Below are 22,470 nucleotides of genomic sequence, written 5' to 3'. Positions count from 1 at the left end.
TAAATTACACTGGTAATTATCGACAGTTGAAGGAGGAACATTTTTGAATAAAAAATCAATTTCGTTAATTGCCATTTCAATTATTATTTTAATCTTAATGGCAGTTTTCGGAAGTAAGAATTATTTGTTGTTTTCATTTATATTATTAGCGTTAACGATTGGCGTTTATTTTGCAAAATTCGAGCATTCACGTAAGAATTCACGAGAAATTGTTTTTATTGCTATCATTTGTGCGTTGGCGGTTGGTGGTCGTGTTCTGTTTGCTGCTTTGCCATCTGTTAAACCGGAATTATTTGTTCTGATCATGGGAGCAATTGTCAGTGGACCTGAAACAGGCTTCTTAATGGGTACGATAATCGCTTTAACCTCCAATATGTATTTTGGACAAGGGGCATGGACGCCATGGCAGATGTTTGCCCTAGGTATTATTGGACTAATATCAGGGTTACTGTCACGTAAGCAAATACCACGTTGGTTATTGACAGTCTGGGGGTTTGCATCAGGATTTATTATGGGATGGATCATGGATGTCTACTATATTATTGGTTTCGTTGATCCGATAACTTGGAAGAGTGTCGGTATCTCGATCGCTGGTAGTTTTTACTTTGATTTGATCCACGCAATATTTACTGCTGTTTTATTATTGTTAGTCGGTAAACGTTGGATTAAAATATTTAACAACTACAAAGAAAAATATAATTTATTTATCACGAAGGAGTAGATAATGAGAATTTATACAAGAACTGGTGACAAGGGGCAAACTCGTATTATTGGTAACGACGTTTTGTACAAGTCTGACAAGCGTATCAATGCTTATGGTACGGTTGACGAACTCAACTCATTAGTTGGACTGGTTGCGGCTAGTTTGACTGATAAAACAGCTGAGTTGAAGGATGAACTGCAAGAAATTCAGCAATTATTGTTTGATTGTGGTACCGACTTAGCCACTCCTGAAGACGATGCTAAACATGAATATATCTTCAAGAATGACGAAACAGTCGATTGGTTAGAGAAAAAAATTGATAAGTATATGGCGGTGGCTCCACAGGTTAAAAAATTTATTTTACCTGGTGGTTCTGTTTCGGCCTCATATCTACATGTAGCACGGACGGTAACTCGACGTGCTGAACGAGAGATCGTTTCTTTGATGCAGGATGAATCTATCAACGCTGAAGTATTGAAATTTATCAATCGTCTATCGGATTATTTCTTCGCTGCGGCAAGATATGCCAATGTTCTTGAAGATGTCGATGATGTGCTGTATCGTAATAGCAAACCAGTGTTTAGATAAACTAGACACTTTCTTTGAAAATAAAAGTGTTCGAAGGGCGGTGGCGTTATGGGAAAAGAAACTACTAAGCCGAAAATGTCGGCCAAGAACATCAAAGTTATTACCGCTTTGATGATCGGTTATACGATGGTCTACATGGATAAGACTATGGTTTCGACAGCGGTTATTCCGATTGCTAAGGACTTCAATTTGACCACGACTCAAACGGGGTTCATTATGAGTGCATTTTTTTTAGCGTATTCATGTATGCAGATTCCCGGTGGTTGGTTGGCTGATAAAATCGGAGCCAAGAAGATTTTGCTGATATCATTGGCAAGTATCGCAGTAACTTCGTATTTATTTGGATTTGCCAGCAGTTTACTGTTGTTCATTGCAATCAGATTCTTGGCAGGATTAGGACACGGAGGTTATCCACCTTCAACGTCTAAGGCCATTGCGGAGAACTTCGATCCGACCAAACGTGTTATGGCCCAGTCAGGGATTTTGACGACAACTGGTATTGGTGGCATTTTGGCTTATACTTTGGGTGCCAACGTTATTTCCGCTAATTGGAGATACGGTTATTACATGTTAGGAACTTTGTTTTTAGTAGCATTTCTTTGTGTTTTGTTTATGCTGCCTAATGATTCTGGTGAGGTTAGAACTGAGGTTAAGATTCAAAAGAAACTGCCTTTCAGTCAGACAATCAAGAATCGTAGTGTTATTTTAATTTTTGTTATTTTACTGCTCGAAAATATTGTTACCTATGGTGCTATGTCGTGGATGCCTAGTTATTTGACTCATACGTTCGATCTGTCAGTTGCTCAAGCTGGGGCTATCATGGCGGTCAGTGCTATCATGCAGATTCTCGGTAGCTTAGGTACTGGTATTATTCTTACTAGAGTAATGGCTGGTAAGCAGAAGCAATTTATTATTAGTAGTGCGATCATTGCCGTCTTAGGTATTGTCGGTTTGATTTTGGCCAAAACATTGATTGTTGCCATCATCAGTGTGGCAATCAGTGGAATGTTCATTGTTTCCACTTTTGCCGCCACAGCTTCATGGCCACAGAGGATTTTCCCTGAAGAGATCATTGGTTCCGCATCAGGAATTGTTGGTACCGGTGGAACTCTAGGTGGTTTCATCGCACCAATGTTGATTGGTAGTATTGTTCAGCAATCAGGTGGTAACTTTGCGAATGCCTTTATTTTTATGGCAATCTCGTTATTACTCGGCGCATTCACATCGTTACTGGTTAAAGATTAATAATATTATGAGGTGTTACTTGACGGTGGCATCTTTTTAATATCATAATTTAGTTCTAAAGAGGTAGATATCTATGACAAAAATGACAGGTCCATTAACATTCAGACGTGGTTTGACGATCAAGAACCGTTTTATTATGTCGCCAATGACGACCAAAATGAGTTTCTTCGACGGGACTGTGACTAATGATGAGGTGAGTTATTATAGTTCTCGTGCCGGAGAAAATGGTGCGGTTATTACTGGAGCAGCCAATGTTCAAGATAATGGTAAGGGTTGGGATGGCGAGCTCAGTGTCGCTGATGATAAGTTCATTCCTGGACTGGCTAAGTTGGCTGCAGTAATTAAGAAGAATGGAACTAAGGCAATATTGCAGATTTTCCATGCTGGTCGTATGACCGATTCTGGTGTTCTTCACGGTGTTCAACCAGTATCTGCCAGTGCTGTTGCTTCCGAGCGTCCAGGTGCTGAGACACCTCGTGCAATGGAATCTGCTGAAGTTACAGAGTTGATCAATAACTTTAGGAAGGCCACTAGACGTGCCATTGAAGCTGGATTTGATGGTGTAGAACTACACGGTGCCAATACTTATATTATCCAACAATTTTTCTCACCACATTCTAATCGTCGTCATGACGAGTGGGGTGGCAGCCTTGAGAAACGTTATCATTTCATTGATGAGTTAGTGGATGGCGTGTTAGATGTTGTTGATAAGTCCGGTGCTAAGAATTTTATCGTCGGATATAGGTTTTCTCCTGAAGAATATGAAAATCCCGGGATCCGTATGTCAGATACGATGTATCTAGTCGATAAACTTGCTGACAAACCATTGGATTACTTACACTTATCTGAGAATGATTACAAACGTGTTTCCGTCAGTGATGACTACAAAGATAAGTCGATCTTGGCTTATGTTCATGACCAAATTAACGGACGTGTTCCGTTGATCGGTATCGGTGGCGTTGAAGGTAAGGAGCAAGCTGAGGGCATACTAAATAACGCTGAATTAGTTGGTGTTGGTATTCAAATGTTACTTGAGCCGCACTTTGTTGGTAAAGTCTTGGCTGGTCACGAAGAACTTATCAATCATAAGTTGTCGAGAATGGATCAAGATACTTATCAGATCAGTAATGGTACTTGGGACTTTTTAACAGGCATGAAGCCTGATAGTTTAATTGACTAGTTAATTTAACACTCACATTGTGGGTGTTTTTTCTTTACCCATAAATGGTACAATTTTATTTGTAAACGATTTACAAATTTGAAAGGTAAAAACAATATGCGCTCACAAAAAGAAAAAATGCTGGCTGGAGATCTCTATATTGCCAGTGATCAGGAGTTAGCCAAAGATTCGCATCGTGCTAAGAGTATAACTCGTCTATATAATCAGACAACTGAAGATGACGGTGATATCCGTCATGATTTATTAAAGAAACTGTTTGGTAAGACGGGGGACAATATTTACTTCGAACCACCATTCCATACTGATTACGGAATTCACACCACAATTGGTGAAGATTTTTATGCTAACTACGATTGTATTTTTCTTGATATTGCACCAATTACAATTGGTAAGAACGTCATGTTTGGACCACGAGTTGGTCTATATACTGCAGGGCATCCAATTGACGCTGTTATTCGTAATGAAGCTTATGAATATGGCAAGCCCATCGTGATCGGAGACGACGTCTGGATAGGTGGCGGAGTTATTGTTAATCCTGGAGTTACTATCGGAAGTAATGTTGTCATTGGTTCTGGTTCAGTCATTACTAAGGATATTCCTGATAATGTTATTGCAGTTGGTAATCCTTGTCACGTGTTACGTGAGATAAATGAAAATGATAAAAAAGTTTGGGAACTCGAAAAACAAAAATACTTTGAAAATTAGAGGATAAAGATGACAAAATTAAAGTTAGTTGCGACCGACATGGATGGAACTTTTTTGAATAGCCAAAGTAACTACGGTGCTGAGTCGTTTGCGAAAGTTCATCAATTAATGGACCAGAATGATGTTAGATTTGTTGTCGCCAGTGGTAACCAGTATTATCAGTTACGTTCTTTCTTTGAAGAATATCCAGAGACTATTTATGTATCTGAAAATGGTGCGTTGATTACTTATCAAGATGAAGAATATTGGTCATCAAGTTTTGATGAGGACAGTTATCTGAAAGTCATTGATTTGGCAGAACAAATACCAGATTTAGAATTAGTTGTTTGTGGTAAGAATAGTGCTTATGTTTTGAAAAGTATTTCTGACGAACTATTTGAAGATATTAATCATTATTATTTCAAATTAAAAAGAGTTTCGGATTTTCGTGAGGTTGATGATGAGGTTTTGAAGTTTGCCTCTAATTGTCCAGATGATGTAACGGAAAAATTAGTTGATGAATTAACAGTTGGATTAAGTGGAGTCGCAACGCCAGTATCGAGTGGGCATGGATCAATAGATATTATTAAACCGGGTGTAAATAAAGCCACTGGTTTGAACAAACTCAGTGATATTTTGCATATTAAACCTGAGGAAATGTGTGCATTTGGTGATGGTGGTAATGATATTGAAATGTTGGATTATGTCGGGGATGGTGTAGCCATGAATAATGCAACTGATGACGTCAAAGAGATCGCTGATCATGTCACTAAGAGTAATGATAATAATGGTGTCATTAATTATGTGCAGAGACTACTGAATAAAGAGGGGTAGTAAATGAGTGTTAAAGTAATTGCATTCGACATGGATAATACTTTGTTGGATTCAAACAAGATGATTCTTGAATCTAGTAAAGTGGCCATAAAGCGTGCCTTAGATATGGGAATTAAAATTGTAATGTGCACTGGACGTCCATTGGCTGGAGTCTCAGAATATATGGATGAATTGGGTATTCACGGGGATGACCAATACGTGATCACGTACAATGGTGCTATTGTGGAGACAGCAGCAGGTAAGACATTGAACAAGTATTTGATCAACAAAGATGAATATGTACAATTAGTCAAATATGGTGATGAGCATGATATTCAGTACTATGCTCTGGATGATAATAGTAATGTTTATACTGGCAATCGTGATGTCAGCCGTGTCGCAGTAATTCAAGCAAATGAAAATCATGCAGGAATTTATGTTAGAACACCGGATGAATTACCAGAGGATTTTGCCGCAGCAAAGTTTGATTTTGTTGGTGAAATCGAAAAACTAGATAACACGGAGCTACAAGTGATAAGGGACTTTGATGAGCAATTTAATGTTGTGCGTGAAGGAACTGTCTTCCTAGCGGTGATGAATCGTAGTGCTAGCAAGGGCTTTGGATTACGCAGATTGGCTGAGTATCTTAATTTGACAGCTGATCAGGTAATGGCATTTGGTGATGAGAAGAATGATATTTCTATGTTCAAATATGCTGGGACCGCTGTTTGTATGGAAAATGGATCGGATATTGCAAAGAATTTTGCTGATTATATTACTGATACGCATGATAATGATGGTATTGCTAAGGCTATGGATAAGTTTGTCTTTTAGTATTTTAGGTTATGTAGTGGTTTCCGCTTCCGATTATCAGTGACTCCAGCTAAGATCAATCAGCATACTTAGTTAGTAAAGATTATGCGGTAACAAGATTAAGTGGAGCAAGGCGAGACCATAGACCGTTTTTTGGCTATGGTCGTTCCCCACGGATACCGTACCTGCCTGGCGGAACGACATCAAATCACAAATAAAACTCACAGTGGGATATTTATCACTGTGAGTTTTTATTTAGCACTAGACATGTACCATAGGGTTAGTGTTAATGCGTATTTAAAATTGTACAGATTGTATGTGGAAAAATTAGTTATGTCTATTTTTGTACAATTAAATTTCAAAAAAATATTTACTAAAATATTTGTGCAAACGCCATCACATAGGCAATCGTGCAATTTTTGTAAAAGAAACTTACACATTTTGCCTTGTATTTGTTTAAACAGGCTATATAATATAGTTGAAAAAGATATCAAGATATTGATAACAAAAAAATTAATTATCAATATCTTGCCTATCGAAAGGAGGAAATACTATGAACAAGTTACAACTTTGGAAACAACGTATATTCTATGGGATGACTGATATGGCCGGAAATTTAATCTGGCAAATGGTTGGTTTATACCTACTATTCTATTACACGACGGTCCTTGGAATATCTGCTGCATTCGTTGGAACATTATTCTTACTAGTTCGTTTCGTTGATGCCTTCGATGGAATGTTCTTCGGATTCTTGATTGACCACACTCATTCTAAATATGGTAAGGCAAGACCATACTTCTTATGGTTTGGTATTCCATTAGGAATTTTGGCATTTCTATTATTCTTCAATCCGTCATTTGGTGGTAACAAAGTTATTCAAATGATCTGGATCAGTGTTATTTATACAGTCTTCAGTTTGATCTATTCAGGGTCAAATACACCTATTACTGCAATCTTGCCTAGTTTAACAGATGATGCTGACGAACGTGCTAACTTGGCATCTGCCAGAATGGTTCTGACAAATACTGGTACAGCTGTCATCGGTGCTGTTACACTACCAATGGTCAGTTTCTTTGGTGGTAAAAATCAACAAACAGGTTTCGCCATTTGGGGAGCCATTGTTGGATTAGTAATTGCCGCTTGCTTCTTCTTAGCTTTCTTGAATTTGAGAGAAAGGGACATCAGTGAAGATGCTGGTGAAGAAGAAATCCAAGGTCATTTGTCAGTTAAAGATTCATTCAAAGGTGCCTTCAAAAACCGCCCTTGGGTAATTCTTACCTTGAGTTTTATTTGTATCCAAACATTCTGGGTAGTAAGAATGGCTTCAGGTGTTTTCTACATTAATTATGTTTATAAGAGCCCCGCAATTGTTGGTTTATTCTTAGGTATGACGATCTTCGCTGTACCTGGTAACTTGCTTGCTCCAATCCTTTCAAAGAAATTCAAGAACCGTGATGTTATGGATGTTTCACTAGTTGTTTTCGTAATTGGTGAAGTTCTTATGCCTATCGGTCAAAAATCACAAAACTTACCACTGTTATTCATCGGTAATGGGATCGCCATGATCGCCATGGGTTCCGTCTTTACAATTGCCTTCGTTATGATTGCTGATACGGTTGAATTTGCTAGAACTCACTTGCACATTGAAGAACCGGGTTTCTTATCATCAGTTCCCGTTGTTGGTGCTAAGATCGGTATGGGTATTGGTGGTGCGCTATCAGGTTGGATCCTGACATGGGGTGGTTTCCAATCCACTGCCAAGACACAAGCTGCCAAGGCTCAATTAGCTATTAACATTAACTTCGTTTGGCTTCCAATTTTGCTTGCTGTATTGATTATTGGAATTCTCGTATTCTATAACTTGAACGAAAAGAAAGAAATGGCTGAAGCAGAAGCAAAGAAGAATCATACAAAAGTTGCTGAAGCTTAACAAATAATCAGGGAGGACATTATGATCACAAGTAATTATTTGACAGAATTGAATCGACTTAAACGTGTGGAACCAGTTGAGGTCCCTCGCTTGGAAGATGTGAATATGGTTATCAAAGACCGTGTTGATGCCCACTCATATGAAACAAACACATGGAATGACTTAAAGGGAGTCGTTGATAATCCAGTATTATCGAATGATCTAACTGTACTTCGTGCAGGTACAGAACCGGCACCAATTCCTGAAATGCAGTATCCAGATATTTGTGTAGACTCTCGTTACTCATATGAATTGGGTCGTAAGGTTCGTTATTTGAGAATTTACAAAAAGGGCTGTGAAAACAACAATCGTGCATTGATCTACATTCACGGTGGTGCCTATTACGGTGGTAGTGCAGAGGATTCATTGATTCCACTCAGACTTCTGGCAACCAGATTCAATGGAACTATTTATACAGTTGACTATGGATTAGCTCCAGAAAATCCATATCCATTTGGACTCTGGGATTGTCTTTCAGTACTTTCGTTAGTTGTAAAAACAAAACATGATATTACACTTGCAGGGGATTCCGCCGGTGGTTCCATGGCGTTGGGATTGAGCCAGTTGAGTCATTATATGGGGATATGTGACATTTCTAGTCAATTGCTCTTCTACCCAACGGTAATTCATGGTTCAGATCTTAATGGTGGACTGTGGGATGATTCACGTATTCCAATTGTTGACGAACAACGTGACGTACTTCATGCAAGTTATGAAATCTTTAAACAATTGGATAAAAAGATGACTGAGTTGTACTTGCCAGAACAAGATATTGATTTGACATCACCAATTCTTTCACCAATGTATTCTGATCCAACTTTGTATAAGAAAGTGACAGTTTTGACGGGTGAGTATGATCCATTCCGCCTTCAAGATGAAGCTTTCATTGAAAAACTTGGTATGGCTGGGTGTGATGCAACTTATATTCGCTATGGTGGTATGTCACATGCATTCTTGAATTTGGTTGGTAAGGCTGCTGCTAGTGAAGATGCAATTTATGAGTGTGCTAAGAGGTTGTAGATTTTGTGTTTTGTTCGCCGCTTCCGATTGTCAGTGACTCCACCTGCTGTGGGACCAGCCTCAGCCTGAGAAGCGGTCTGGGACTTCGACTTTAAGCTTTGCATGGTTCGCAAATCTTAAAGTTCGTCCGTTTTGTAAGGCCGGTAAATCACCGCCCTAACAAAACTTTCACAGCTGGTTCCTTCACTGACAATCTCCAGCTGAAGCTGATCGGTATCAGATTAGATTTAATTAGTGTTGGATAGATAGTCAAATTATTTAGTGCAGCAAGGCAGGCATGGTGTCCCCACAGACACCGTTCCTGCCTTGCGGAACGACATTTAATACCAACTTTTAGTCAAGCAAAAAACTGATTCTACTCAAATTTACGAGTAGAATCAGTTTTTTATTTAACAGAAGTAGCGAAGTAAGGCTCGTACTCAGCCGAATTGAAGACACGTTGTGGTATGTTGTCAAAGTCATCTGATGGTAGCCATCTGTTGTATTGATCGATCAAGAAGAAATACTTGCCGTTGATATTTTTAACGACTTTGTAAATCGTGAACATTGAACCAGCGCCGTACGGATTGTGGACGTAAGTATTGGTGCTGCTATCATAGTAATCTCTCAAGCCAATTGATTGAGCTTCATATGGGTCCCAGTTGTTGATATTATTTGTATCATTATCAGTTTGTGTTTGGTTGATAATATGACCGTTAGCATCTGCGACCGACATGGAGCTTTCTTCGATCCACTGATTTGTAGCGACACGATAGTAAGTCTGGCCATTCATAACTTTTTTGGCATCAAGTTTCCAAGCTGTGTAATTGCCGAAGGCATTGTTAGTTATTTGACCATTGTCAGTATATGAAAGAGTTCCACCATGGGAAATAGTTCCAACAAAGCCTGGGGTACGTGTAATGTTAGTGGCTTGTGGCACATTGATATCCATCGAGGCAGCGGAGATCCATTCATTAGTCGCGACTCGATAATAAATCGTACCGCGCATTTCTTTTTTAGCGTCAAGTTTCCATGAAGTAAAGTTGCCTAAAGTATGGTTAGTATATTCACCGTGATCATTGACGATCGAGCCGCCGCCACGTCTGACCGTACCGACATAACCCGGTGTCTTAACTAGTCCGTCATTCACAGAATAATTAGCAGTAGCGTTATTTATTTCGACTGAAGCTGCTTTGATCCATTCATTAGTCGCAACTTGGTAGTAGTCAACTCCATTGATATTTTTTAGAGTACCTAGCTTCCAAGATGTGAAGTTACCAAGTGTTCGACCTGGTATCAAGACACCATTATTATTGACTAGATTTCCACCGTCACGTCGAACGATTCCAATCATTTTTGAATCAGCGTGAACTGTTGTTGCGTCTAATGCTAATCCGCCAAGCATTGTTGGAGCAATCATAACAGCCATGGTAGCACTGATCAAGAATCCGTTTCTTCTCATAAGATATAACCTCCTACAGTTATATGGGAAGTTTACATTATATTATATTGATAAAATGTGATCTAAAAACTCCTTACGTGATTCTTAAACATTCCATTTATAAAAATATTTAGTGATTGATTATTAAATAAAAAGAACTTTATTAACTTAGAAAATCAGTTAATAAAGTTCTTTTTAGTCTGTTACATTTTCGATTTGTTCTGACTCGTCTTGAAGCTTTCTAAGGCGATTGAGTTCGATTTTCCAAGTACTTACGAGAACTAGGACTGAACCGATCCAAGCTAGTGGGCTTGCCATTGCAGCACCGTAGAATCCAAAGAAGCGGATCATGACGACACTGGCGAAGATTCTCATTAGTAGTTCTGCCACACCGGCAATGGTTGGGGCTTTTTGATTGCCAAGTCCCTGTAATGTGTATCTAACGATGAATAGGATCGAGAGCATGAAGTACATGGTTCCGTTGAACCAATAGTAGATTTGAATTAGGTTCAAGACGTGCGTCTCAGGTCCATTCATGAATAGGTGAGAGATATTTCTACCGAATAATACTAGTAGGGCACCAATGATAACACTGGAGGCAACCGACATGATCAATCCTTTTTTGACACCTTCTAAGATTCTGGAATAGTGCTTAGCACCAAGGTTCTGAGCCGTATAGTTGACTAAGGCGATACCAAAACTCATTGCTGGTAAAGTAGCGATTTGTTCAACTCTACCTGCAACAGTGTAGGCAGCGACTGCTTGTGCACCCAAAGTGTTGAGCATGAATTGTAGAATAATTGAACCGATGGCGATGATTGATGATTGGAATCCCATTGGCAAACTCATTCTCAATAATTCTTTTAGTTCGGCTTTGTCAATTTTGAAATCCGAGAAACCAATTACTAAGTATGGAATCTTCTTTCTAATATAAAACCACAGGATAATCATCGTGATGGTCTGTGCTAAGACAGTTGCCAGACCGGCTCCGGCGACTCCCATGTGCAAGTAGAGGATGAATACCAATTCTAACAGAATATTCAAAACAGTACTTACCATTAAAAAGAACAGTGGAACACGCGAATTACCAAGTGCCCGCATTGTATTTCCCAAGAAATCGAATCCGACGAAAGCAAATATTCCGGCAAAGATTATTTCCAAAAATACAAATGCATTATGCAAGAGAACTTTTGGCGTCTGCATAATTACGAGTAGCGGATACGCTACTAACATGGCAATGGCAGTGAAGATCACAGTGATGAATAGCGATATCAAGATACCTGAAGCAAAACTCTTGGTCACACCTTTTTCATCGCCAGCACCGTAGCGCCTGGCTGTCAGAATAGTTAGACCACTCGTCATACCCATCGCAAAACCGATGACCAAACTGGTCAATCCACCAGTAGCACCAACACTGGCTAAAGCATTGACACTGATGGTTTTACCAACAATCAATGTGTCGATAAAATTATAAAATTGTTGGAAGAAGTTACCTAATAACAATGGAATTGTGTATAGAAAGATAACTTTGATAGGTCTTCCAGTTGTTAAATCAGTCACAAAAATAACCCCCTCAAAAGTAATCACAATCATTCTATCATATACTTTTGTGGAGGTTATTCAATAAATTTGTTTTAATAATTTAACATTTTTTCTTTGTGGGCATCAAGTTGCACTTTGTCACCTTTGAAAACGACGACGATATCATCATCAGGGATAACACGAACTTGATCGTGAGTAACAGTAAAGTAGAAACGGGTCCCCTTGAATGACATGTTGAACTTGATACTCTGCCAAGCATCGGGAACGTGTGGATCGATTTCTAGTTCTGGTCCACGATAGTCAATACCTGCGAAGAAGCAAGTAACGACGTTGAGTGTTGCACCCATGACACCTAGGTGAATTCCTTCAGCGGTCGTACCCCCTTGAATGTCGTAGTAATCAGACGTTAATGCTTGTGAGAATAGTTTCCAAGCAAGGTCATTGTTATTAACCTTGAGTGCCAACATTGCATAAACAATTCTTGAAAGGGTAGATCCGTGGGTTGTCCGACTCAGATAGTACTCAATATTCTTCGTTATGAAATCATGCTTATCTGGAATTTCATAACCCAAATCAGACATTATGTGAAAAAAAGTTGGTTCTCTCAAAGCATACAGTGCCATCAGTGAATCGGCTTGCTTGGCTACTTGGTAGTCGTCGGGATTGTCTCCTTCAGCTTTGAGGATACGGTCCATTCTGGATATATCGCCATATTGACGCCGATAATAGTCGAAATCAATTGGCTTGAGGTCGAAGTAACCGTCGAATTGGGCAAGGATTTCATCTTTATTAAATTCAAGTTCGAGGTTATGTCTGATTTTCTTAGTTAATTTCAAATCTTCTTTCGAAAAATCAGCACGTTTGTAATTATCATCCAGAATATCCTGTGATTCATGAGTTGAGAAGTATTCAACCTTTTTGAAGACCCAGCTAGTCATGATATTGGTATATGCGTTGTTGGTTAATCCACTATCTTCCTTATCAGGGTAACCTTCGTGAAATTCATCTGGTCCCATGACGTTAGAAATAGAATATTTACCAGTCTCTTCATTATATGTGGTCATGCTGATCCAGAACTTAGTGATGTTCAATAACATCTCTAATCCATAGTCACGGATGAAGTCTTCATCATTGGTCATGCTGTAATAATTCCAGATATTATAAGCAATTGACAGTGAAACGTGGCGTTGCTTGCGAGAATTATCAGGGTCCCATTGATTAGTAATAGGATTTAAATGCATTACTTGAGATTGTTCGTCTCCAGTCATCCCACTTTGCCAAGGAAACATAGCTCCTTCATTGCCAGTTGACTTGGCATATTCCTTAGCAGCACCGAGACGATTGTAACGATACATCAGCAGTGACTTAGTTAAATCGGGATAGTGAAGGTTGTAGTATGGCAGAATAAATAGTTCATCCAGAAGACGTGCCCACGATAAGCCTCACCATGCAATCCACGGGCGCCAACGGAAACATCAAGATCTCGATTGACATTTTGTTGTGCGGAAACAGTGGCATGAAAGGCATTGAGATGTAACAATTTTTGAGAGGTAATATCGCCGTCGATCTCTAGATATTCGTTACTCCAAATATCTTGCCAGCATTCCATCGAATTATTGACGGCATCGGCGAAGGTCTTGTGGTATGAATGTGATTTGACAGCTTCAACGAGATCACCTTTTGTTTCTAGTGATGTATAGACGCTGACAGTTTTTTCGAGCGTATAAGAATTACCTTCGACGACTTCGAAGGTTACTGATTGAGCAACTTTATCGTGTGCTTTGTCTGTGTGAACATTCAACTCGCTTAAGTTAGGTGAATCTAGCTTAGAGCCCACGGCAATATTGATTTTTGAGTGGCGTGTATGTGCCAGTAGGATAGCAGTGTTGTCGTCATTTAGAGTCTTGTCAGTGATCAAATGATGGTTATCAAGATTCTTATAACGTTCAACATTAGCATTAACGACTTGTCCATCGATCTCGGTGTGAATCTTCATTTCACCAGAGAAGTTGAGTGGTTGAACAGTATATTGTAGTGAATAACTATGATAGTTTTTCATGTCGGCAACTTTACGACTTACGACTTTGAGTCGTTTACCATTTTTGAGTTGTAACAACATCGTTGTCGTCAATAAGCCAGTTCTCATATCGAGTGAACGGTAGATATCTTCAAGTTCCTCGCCATTGAGTTTGAATTTTTCAGTGTCATCGATGCTAAAGGTTATGTATTGAGCATTTGGAAGGTTCACCAAGTCCTCATTGACAATATCCTTACTATTAATACTAGTCGTTAGTTGATTATAGACACCAGCCACGTAAGTACCAGGGTAGTTGTTCTTGTCAGCCTTAGATTCAACATAGGCACCACGTAGTCCAAAATAACCATTGCCCAGTGTCTGCATTGCCTCTTGAGAATATTGAGTTTTGCCATCTTCATAGCCGTAGTAGTCTAAGTGCCAACCAGCATATTCAGCTTCGATGGAAGCTGCTTGTTTCAATCCCAATTTGGCAACTTGATGAATCCCGACAGTGGGGATGTGAAATAAGTTCTCCATGTACAGGCCAATATCGATCGGCTGATTCTTACAACTGACGATAGTATCTTTCATTTCAACATCGATCGGGTTGAGAATAACGATCACGTCAAAATATTCGGGTAGTTTGGATTTGAAGTTAACGAAGTTATCAGTTAATGGAAGCTTAGGGTTAATATTGTAGTCTTGCTGAATAGTTGCGGTAGTATTTTGATCTTCATATGAATATTTAATATGTTTATCAGTGACAGTTAAATATAATGGTGTCATGATTACCCTCCAATAAAATATTTGTACATGTTTAAACACATATAATCTTATTGATATTATATTCTTATTTGTTTAAACAAATAGTACAGTTTTCATAAAAATAATTATTCAAATATGATGTTTAAACATGTCATACATATAGTATCTTATACATGTAAATGAAAACGGTGGATAAGACAAAACTTCTTGATTACAACTTATCTGCCGTTTTTTACAAATAAGAACTAGGAGGGTGTCCTACTATGAAAAACACTATAAACATGCTCTCCCCAGTCAGCGGAGTTCTCGTGAAGATCAAAGATGTTCACGATCCAATGTTCTCTGAAAAGGCAATGGGTGATGGGTTTGGAGTGGTGCCTAGTGACAGCAGTATTGTTTCTCCAGTTTCAGGAAAAATAGTATTGGTAGCTAGTACCAAACATGCAATAGGAATCGATACCGATGATGGACTAGAGGTATTAGTTCACATGGGAGTCGATACGGTTGAGATGAATGGAGAACCGTTTGACGTATTTGTCAAAGAAGGTGACACGATCAAAGCTGGTCAGCAACTTGCGACGATGGATACTTCCATGGTCAAGAATGCTGGAAAGACGACTGATGTTATCGTCGTTATCACTAATACCGCAGCGGTCCTCAAAGAGATAAATGTTCATGTTGGAAATGTTGATGGTGGTGATAGTGCCGCAACCGTCAGTACCTTTGCCAAGGGTGAAAAAGAAATACCCGACACTTCTAATAAGAAGAAAGTCGATTTTGATGCACTGGCCAAAGACATTGTTAAGAATGTTGGCGGACCAAGTAACGTTGATAATGTTATTCATTGTATTACGCGTGTACGTTTTTATTTGAAAGATGAATCCAAAGCTAATGATGAGATTATTAAGAATCTGAATGGAGTTTTGGATGTCGCTAAGGCTGGTGGACAATATCAAGTAGTTATTGGACCAGCAGTTGAAGATGTATTTGATGCAGTCGTCGATCATCTGGGACCTGGCATTGGTACAAATGATAATGAAGCCAAAGCTAAAAAAGAACCAGCACCAAAGGGTGTCTGGCCGAAGACAAAATATTATTTCAGTTCCTTGATCGGTGTTATCACTGCCAGCATGATGCCAATTATCGGATTGTTGGCTGCTGCCGGTATTCTCAAAGGATTGTTGTCATTGATCGTATCAGCCAAGTGGCTCTCAGATACTAGTTCAACTTATATGATCGTTAACGCAATGGGAGATTCAGTGTTCTACTTCCTTCCAATATTGGTTGGATTCACTGCTGCTAAGCGACTTGGTTCTAATCAGATAATCGTCGGAGTTATCGGTGGAGTTCTAGCGTATCCGACGTTAGTACAATTAGCTTCGAAGACGAGTTCAGTTCAAATGAACATGAACGCTGATTTCTTTGGTATTCCGATTCACGTAGCTAACTATACTTACTCGATTTTCCCAATGATTGCTGCAGCTTGGCTAGCATCGATCGTTGAACCGTGGTTGAAGAAGCACATTCCAGCAACAGTTAGAATGATCGTTAGTCCTTTAGTAGAGGTATTCATAGTCAGTGCTGTTATTCTAGTTATCGTTGGACCAGTTATTACATTATTGAGTTCATATCTAGCAATGGGCATCGTTGCGTTGCTCAAGTTTAGTCCAGCTCTATCAGGATTGATCATTGGAGCATTTTATCAATGCTTGGTTATTTTCGGATTACACTGGGCAGTTATTCCGGTGGTTGCCAATCAAATTGCTACAACTGGACACAGTGCTTTGAATGCAATTGTCTCTGCTACCATGGTTGCTCAAGGTGCTGCAGTTATGGCAGTGTTCTTCAAGACTAAGAAGAATATAAGTATGAAACAAATTGCCGGTGCTGCTACGATTTCGGCATTCTCAGGAATCACCGAACCCGCTATGTATGGTATTAACTTGAAATATGGCCGTATCTTCTGGACAGCTAACATTGGTGGTGCTGTTGGTGGATTATTGACAGGTTTATTGCACGTTGATATGTGGGGCTTCGCTGGATCACTTATCGGATTCGCCTCATTCATCAATCCTAAGGGAATTGATGGAAGCTTCACAGGTTACTTGATTGCATCAGCTGCCGCCATCGTTGTATCGTTCACATGTACCTACTTGTTCGGATTCAAGGAACAAGATTTGGAAGAGAACGTTCATGAAGTTGGTAAGGTAAGATTAGGTAGTCGTGAACCTGCCGTTAATAAAGGATAGATTAAATCAAAAGCTTACATCTGTTTGGATGTAAGCTTTTTTATTTTGTCACAGACCTGTATATTAATAGTATATTGATATCAACTGGAGTGAACATAAATGAATGAACCAATCGAAACGATAATTGATCAAACCTTGAATATGAATGAAATTGAAGATGGCTACTATTATAAAGGTTGCCATTTCAAATCATACGGTGATTCGATGAATTATACCGATATAACATTTGACCACTGTGATTTTGAACAGACTGATTTCAGTCGTGTTAGTTTTGGCAATGTTGAATGGCATCACAGCCAATTGGCTGGTAGTGATTTTAGCCAGAGCAATTGGTATAACTGCAAAATAAGTAGTATGCAACTGTCAGGTGCTGATTTTAATAATACTTATTTCAAGAATACTGATTTTCGTGATTGTAAGATGCCATATGCTAATTTTACTGAGAGTCGCTTTGAAAAAATTGGTTTTATTAACTGTGATTTGAATGGAAGCTTCTTTCAAGCTTTGAAGGTTAAGAAGAATATTTCATTTGCGGGGTCAATTTTAACTGAGGCTAACTTCAGTGAGACCAGACTAAAAGGTTTTGACTTCAAAGAATCGGAGTTTGAGACGATTACTATTAGTCCTGAGTTAGCACGTGGATTAGTTGTTAATCAGTATCAAGCTGCAATATTGATTGGATTATTTGGCATCAAAGTTGAATAAATTCATTTGAAATGGAGAAAAATATTGTCAAAAATAAATTATCAAGCATTTCAAAATGAAATAGTTAGTTTGAGAAGGCAATTGCACAGCCATCCCGAACTCAGTTTGCACGAAAAAGAAACCTCGATATTTGTTGAGGATTATTTGAATGACTTGGGGCTAGAAACCACCAGAATTGGTGATTATGGTTTGGTAGCGATGATTTGGGCTAATGATCCTAGCTGTAAGACGGTTGCTTTGCGTGCAGAGATGGATGCTATTGCGGTTCAAGAACAGAATGACTTTGACTTTAAATCTCAAAACCCTGGTGTAATGCATGCTTGTGGTCATGATGCAATTATGGCAACAGTCTTGGTTACCGCTAAACTGTGTGTTGATAACAGAGAATTGTTGCACAATAATGTAAAAGTATTTTTCCAACCAGCTGAGGAAAATGGTAAGGGTACTGAAATTATGATTGACGGTGGGGTAATGAATGATCCTGAGGTTGATTATTTTACAATGCTGCATTTTGCTAATGACGCCCCATTAGGGATGGAATTGAATAAAGGAGCTTCGTCAGCTGCTATCGGTGCTATAAAGATAAGAATAACCGGTGTATCTAGTCATTGGGCTTTGCCTGATGATGGCGTTGATACGATTGATGTTGTAGGTCAGATTCTTAGTTTGATGAATAAGATTAAACGTGAATATGTGTCCAACTCACCCTTTATATTAGGAATTGGTAAGATTAATGGTGGTAGTGCCTCAAATGTTATTGCGGATGAAACGTTGCTCGAAGGAACGCTTAGAGCAATCAAAGTGTCAGATTATGCAAAGTTACGTAAACTGTTATTAGATGGAATTGCTGATATTCAGGAGGATACCAAGGCTCAAATTGAAGTTGAGATAACAGATCCACCGATACCACCAATTGTTAGCGATGCGGGTTTGGTGGATATTGGTTTACGTGCCGGAGAAGAAGTATTTGGTAATGAATCAAGACTGGTTTCAAGTGAATACTTGTCTGGTGACAGTGCCGCAGATTATTTCAATTATGCTAGGGGAGTTTTCTTCGTATTCACAGCTGAATCTGAGAATGAAAAAACTTATCCACTGCATAATGGTAGATTCGATATTGATGAAGGTATTTTGTGGAAGGCAGTAGCTGTTTTGCACAGGTATATTTTGAGTTTGTAAAATTAAAAAGCTAAGTATTTGTTTAAATTACAAATACTTAGCTTTTATTTAATTGGGAATACAATAGAATTAAAAATACATTTATCAAATTTTTTTAATTCTGGTTGTATATCAAAAATAACTTCAATTGATGCAATAACATTTTGAATAGTATTTTTATCATCGTTCTTTATTGCCCAAAATACTTCATATCCTGTAAATAGGAAAGATGATGCTATAAATAATTCTTTTGGATCTTGTTTGTTTCTTATTTGATTTGAGGATTGTGCTTTGGAAATTAGATTTACACACATTGATGCAAATTGTTTGTTAAAATCAAAAGAACCCTTGTCAATTTTTAAATTGGTTATAAATAATTGACGTACTAAATCCGTGCCTATGGCAACACTGGATTCTATCAATTGAATAAATAAATCAATAAATTGCTTCCAATAATCATCATTTTTATTGGAGATTTTTAGTGTCATTTTTTCAACGACATGATCATAATAATGGATTAATAAATCAGACTTTGCTTTGAAATGGTAGTAGAAAGCTGGTTTTGTTAAATTGCAAGCATTACAAATGTCATCAATACTAACTTCTTGATATGACTTTTCTTGAAATAGTTTGTAGGCATTTTTTAAAATTAATTTTTTAGTGTCCAAAGTCCTTACCTCCGAGGTATTAGCTACATTTTATCATATATTAATTTGCACACTGGTGGTTGCGCTTTCATAAAAATGGTGTTATCTTTACTTAAGTAAAGATTGTGAACTATATAACTAGCGAAAGGGTGATTATTTTGGATTTATTCAAACGAGGTAAAATTGGAAATGTTAAATTAAAAAACAGAATTATCATGGCACCGATGGGAACTAAACCTACTGCTGATGGTAGTTATTCTGACAATGCAATTAATTATTTTGAAGAACGTGCCAAAGGTGGAGTTGGATTAATTATTACCGGTGCTAATATTGTCAGTACCAAGTATGAAACTCGCCCAGAGAATGAATTATCTGACTTTCATAATGTTGAAAAATTAGCCGTTATGATTGAGCGATGCCATCATTATGGAACTAAAGTGTTTGTTCAAATAACCCCTGGATTGGGACGTATGGTTTACGCAGATCCATATACGCCTCCATATTCAGCTAGTGATGAGGCTCGTTCGTTCTGGTTTCCAAATTTGAAATGTCGTATGTTAACTGTGGATGATATCCATTATTTGACAGAGAGAATGGCTTACTCAGCAAGTCTAGCACAAGCTGCCGGTGCGGATGGTGTTGAATTACATGGTTATGGTGGTTATTTACTGGATCAATTCCATTCCTCACTCTGGAATAAGAGAAAAGATGAATATGGTGGGAGTTTGGAAAATAGACTTCGCTTTTCAACTGAAATCATTTCAGCAATTCACGAGAAGTGTGGAGCTGATTTTCCAGTATCAATGAAATTTACCGCTTACCATGGCATTAAGGGTGGTCGTCAACTTGATGAAGGTGTTGAAATGGCCAAGATTTTTGAGAAAGCGGGAGTTTCCGACCTGCATGTAGATGTTGGCTGCTATGAAGTTTGGTACAAAGCAATTACGACAGTTTATGAAAAACCAATGCATCAAATATTTGCTGCAAAGGCGGTTAAGGCTGCAGTAAATATTCCGGTCATTACTCAAGGAAAGCTTAATGATCCTATGGATGCTGAAAAAGTACTTCAAGATGGTGATGCTGATTATGTTGCATTGGCACATCAAATGCTGGCCGATCCACACTGGCTAATAAAGTTAAAGCAGGAAACTTTGATCAAATCACGCCATGTATTGGTTGCAATGAGTGCCTTCTTGGAGGATTTAGCGGTAAACATTATTACTGTATAGTAAATCCACTGTGTTATGCTGAGAAAGATTATCAGCTAACTCCCGCAATGAGTAAGAAGCGTGTTTTAGTAATTGGTGGTGGACCTGGTGGTATGGAAGCTGCTTTGACAGCTGCAAGACGTGGCTTTGAAGTCGAATTATGGGAAAAGACCACTCAGCTAGGTGGAAACATGTTTGTAGCTGGTTATCCATCATTTAAGGTGGATGTCATGAAGTTTGTAAAATTCTTGAGACGTGAGATTAATCGTTTAAACGTTAATGTTCGTTATAACATGACGGCTACTTCTGAGAATGTTCTTGCAGGTAATTTTGACAAGGTTATTTTAGCCACTGGTGCTACAAGTAAGGTTCCTCCGATTGAGGGAGTTGATAATGCAAATCAGGCCGAGGATTATTTAGTTCAAAGCAAACAGCCAGGTGACGATGTTGTTGTAATTGGTGGTGGTTTAGTTGGATGTGAAACAGCCCTTGATCTAAGTTCTCGTGCAAAAAATGTAACGGTTGTTGAAATGTTAGATGATATTTTACAGACTGGATCGCATTCGAAGAACAACGATTTGTCATTACGAGATCATTTGAAAGATGCTCAAGTAAAACTTGATACCGGTGTTAAAGTTAAGGCAATAACTAAGGATTCCGTAGTTATTGATGATAATGGAGTTGAAAAGAAACTTCCTTGTGATACCGCAGTTGTTGCAGCTGGTTATAAGTCAAATGATTCTCTTGAAGAAATTCTAGAAGATAAGGTGGATCTAACTGTCGTTGGTGATGCTGTATCTCCAAGAAAAATAATGGATGCTGTTCATGAAGCATATCATGCAATAAGAGTTATGGAATAAGTTATTTAACAAAAAGTGTGCCAAGGTGATAATTACCTTGACACACTTTTATTTCTCTTGTAGCCAATTAATCATATTATTGTAAACAGTTAGACTTTCTTCAGTTACTTCTCGATCAAAATCATGCATTTTTTTGTTAATTGAAATTAAATTTGAATTTTTAAATTTGAATTTTTTATTCAACGAAATTGAGAAGGGAACATCAAAATCTTCAGTACAGTGAACAATATACGTTGGTGGAACTTGTTCAAGACATAGTTTTATTTGATCGTTGACAGAATTAATTAAATATTTTTGCCATAGTCCCTTTTGTCTACTTGCAACATATAATAAGAACCTAGTGTGTATGTCTCCCTCGTATATCCTTTTTTTCATAATCATCGAATTAATAACGTCGTCTGATGGAACCGGATATTGTTTGTAATAGTCGCTTAGTTTTTTTAGTTTAGATGAATTTAAATCAATGAATCCATAGAAGTCGAGCATTCTATTTGGTAACTTTGATTTTTCCATTATGAGTTGAGCCATAAGTTGATAGCATAAGTATGCTCCTGCAGATCTTCCAAACAAAATGTATTCATTGCTTTCGAGTCTTAATTTAGATGAATAATTATTTTTAAACCAAGTAAATGCATCGTATACACTTTTTCTGATTTCTGTTAACTTAGATTCAGGTGCTAATAAGTAATCAATTGTTAAAAAATCATATCCAGATTTTAAGAATAAACCTATGTATTCGTTCGGTAAATCTTCCAAATTACCGTATAATAATCCTCCGCCGTGAATGTATATTATTGTCTGATTTTTTCGATTACTTGAAGATTTGTAAAAATTAATTTTTTGATCTGGATTAATGATAAATTGTTTCATTTTTTTCTCCTATA

19 protein-coding genes and 1 pseudogene are annotated in these 22,470 nt (G+C 38.1%); 14 read left to right on the top strand and 6 right to left on the bottom strand.

All coding sequences use genetic code 11. The features are described 5' to 3' along the window. Positions 1-43: 43 nt before the first annotated feature. The 9 genes from JCM14932_RS05360 (at position 44) to JCM14932_RS05320 (ending at position 9,015) form a co-directional block, all read left to right on the top strand. Entirely contained in the window at positions 44-721 is a 678-nt protein-coding gene (locus JCM14932_RS05360) for an ECF transporter S component family protein (protein WP_025023980.1), read from the top strand. 3 nt (positions 722-724) lie between these two features. Next, a complete protein-coding gene (locus JCM14932_RS05355; protein WP_025023979.1) occupies positions 725-1,291 on the top strand; it encodes a cob(I)yrinic acid a,c-diamide adenosyltransferase in 567 nt (188 codons plus the stop codon). A gap of 48 nt (positions 1,292-1,339) precedes the next feature. After that, complete coding sequence (locus JCM14932_RS05350) at positions 1,340-2,536, top strand: MFS transporter (RefSeq protein ID WP_025023978.1); 1,197 nt, start codon at positions 1,340-1,342, stop codon at positions 2,534-2,536. A 73-nt stretch (positions 2,537-2,609) separates the two neighbouring features. Then, positions 2,610-3,716, top strand: coding sequence for an NADH-dependent flavin oxidoreductase (locus JCM14932_RS05345; RefSeq protein WP_025023977.1), 1,107 nt, complete (start codon positions 2,610-2,612; stop codon positions 3,714-3,716). 96 nt (positions 3,717-3,812) lie between these two features. Beyond that, the gene (locus JCM14932_RS05340; RefSeq protein ID WP_025023976.1) at positions 3,813-4,421 is read left to right on the top strand and encodes a sugar O-acetyltransferase; all 609 of its coding nucleotides are present in this window, start codon (positions 3,813-3,815) and stop codon (positions 4,419-4,421) included. A 9-nt stretch (positions 4,422-4,430) separates the two neighbouring features. Beyond that, positions 4,431-5,234 carry a Cof-type HAD-IIB family hydrolase gene (locus JCM14932_RS05335; RefSeq protein ID WP_025023975.1) on the top strand — a complete coding sequence of 268 codons (804 nt, stop codon included), beginning with the start codon at positions 4,431-4,433 and terminating at the stop codon, positions 5,232-5,234. Positions 5,235-5,237: 3 nt separating this feature from the next. Then, positions 5,238-6,047 carry a Cof-type HAD-IIB family hydrolase gene (locus JCM14932_RS05330; protein ID WP_025023974.1) on the top strand — a complete coding sequence of 270 codons (810 nt, stop codon included), beginning with the start codon at positions 5,238-5,240 and terminating at the stop codon, positions 6,045-6,047. A gap of 532 nt (positions 6,048-6,579) precedes the next feature. Continuing rightward, the gene (locus JCM14932_RS05325) at positions 6,580-7,956 is read left to right on the top strand and encodes an MFS transporter (RefSeq protein ID WP_025023973.1); all 1,377 of its coding nucleotides are present in this window, start codon (positions 6,580-6,582) and stop codon (positions 7,954-7,956) included. A gap of 21 nt (positions 7,957-7,977) precedes the next feature. After that, entirely contained in the window at positions 7,978-9,015 is a 1,038-nt protein-coding gene (locus JCM14932_RS05320) for an alpha/beta hydrolase fold domain-containing protein (RefSeq protein ID WP_025023972.1), read from the top strand. A 385-nt stretch (positions 9,016-9,400) separates the two neighbouring features. Here JCM14932_RS05320 and JCM14932_RS05315 read toward each other — a convergent pair whose 3' ends face one another. From JCM14932_RS05315 to JCM14932_RS14625, 4 genes and pseudogenes are all read right to left on the bottom strand, one after another. Then, positions 9,401-10,456, bottom strand: coding sequence for an SLAP domain-containing protein (locus tag JCM14932_RS05315; protein WP_025023971.1), 1,056 nt, complete (start codon positions 10,454-10,456; stop codon positions 9,401-9,403). Positions 10,457-10,630: 174 nt separating this feature from the next. Beyond that, entirely contained in the window at positions 10,631-11,995 is a 1,365-nt protein-coding gene (locus tag JCM14932_RS05310; protein ID WP_025023970.1) for an MATE family efflux transporter, read from the bottom strand. A gap of 74 nt (positions 11,996-12,069) precedes the next feature. Further along, the gene (locus JCM14932_RS17615; RefSeq protein ID WP_369342710.1) at positions 12,070-12,324 is read right to left on the bottom strand and encodes a glycosyl hydrolase family 65 domain-containing protein; all 255 of its coding nucleotides are present in this window, start codon (positions 12,322-12,324) and stop codon (positions 12,070-12,072) included. Positions 12,325-12,369: 45 nt separating this feature from the next. Continuing rightward, positions 12,370-14,378: pseudogene (locus JCM14932_RS14625) on the bottom strand (glycoside hydrolase family 65 protein); the annotation flags it as partial. Between the two features lie 644 nt (positions 14,379-15,022). Between JCM14932_RS14625 and JCM14932_RS05300 the strand changes: the two are divergent. From JCM14932_RS05300 to JCM14932_RS05290, 3 genes are all read left to right on the top strand, one after another. Continuing rightward, positions 15,023-17,008, top strand: a complete 1,986-nt coding sequence (locus JCM14932_RS05300) for a PTS sugar transporter subunit IIABC (protein WP_025023969.1) — start codon at positions 15,023-15,025, stop codon at positions 17,006-17,008. A gap of 99 nt (positions 17,009-17,107) precedes the next feature. Then, the gene (locus JCM14932_RS05295; protein WP_025023968.1) at positions 17,108-17,713 is read left to right on the top strand and encodes a pentapeptide repeat-containing protein; all 606 of its coding nucleotides are present in this window, start codon (positions 17,108-17,110) and stop codon (positions 17,711-17,713) included. Positions 17,714-17,737: 24 nt separating this feature from the next. Then, the gene (locus tag JCM14932_RS05290; RefSeq protein ID WP_025023967.1) at positions 17,738-18,892 is read left to right on the top strand and encodes a M20 metallopeptidase family protein; all 1,155 of its coding nucleotides are present in this window, start codon (positions 17,738-17,740) and stop codon (positions 18,890-18,892) included. Positions 18,893-18,936: 44 nt separating this feature from the next. Here JCM14932_RS05290 and JCM14932_RS05285 read toward each other — a convergent pair whose 3' ends face one another. Further along, on the bottom strand, positions 18,937-19,539 hold the full coding sequence (locus JCM14932_RS05285; protein ID WP_025023966.1) for a TetR/AcrR family transcriptional regulator: 603 nt from the start codon (positions 19,537-19,539) through the stop codon (positions 18,937-18,939). 137 nt (positions 19,540-19,676) lie between these two features. Here JCM14932_RS05285 and JCM14932_RS16755 point away from each other — a divergent pair, with 137 nt between their 5' ends. Both JCM14932_RS16755 and JCM14932_RS16750 read left to right on the top strand, forming a co-directional pair. Beyond that, positions 19,677-20,747 (top strand): NADH:flavin oxidoreductase, encoded by a 1,071-nt coding sequence (locus JCM14932_RS16755; protein WP_202898504.1) that lies wholly within the window; start codon positions 19,677-19,679, stop codon positions 20,745-20,747. A 47-nt stretch (positions 20,748-20,794) separates the two neighbouring features. Continuing rightward, on the top strand, positions 20,795-21,586 hold the full coding sequence (locus tag JCM14932_RS16750; protein ID WP_202898503.1) for an FAD-dependent oxidoreductase: 792 nt from the start codon (positions 20,795-20,797) through the stop codon (positions 21,584-21,586). Between the two features lie 48 nt (positions 21,587-21,634). On the opposite strand, the gene JCM14932_RS05275 is transcribed toward JCM14932_RS16750, so the two are convergent. Beyond that, the gene (locus JCM14932_RS05275) at positions 21,635-22,456 is read right to left on the bottom strand and encodes an alpha/beta hydrolase (protein WP_025023965.1); all 822 of its coding nucleotides are present in this window, start codon (positions 22,454-22,456) and stop codon (positions 21,635-21,637) included. Positions 22,457-22,470: the final 14 nt, after the last annotated feature.

This window comes from Companilactobacillus nodensis DSM 19682 = JCM 14932 = NBRC 107160 (genome assembly GCF_000615905.1).
GTDB lineage: Bacteria > Bacillota > Bacilli > Lactobacillales > Lactobacillaceae > Companilactobacillus > Companilactobacillus nodensis.
This window is presented reverse-complemented; position numbering and strand designations above follow the sequence as displayed.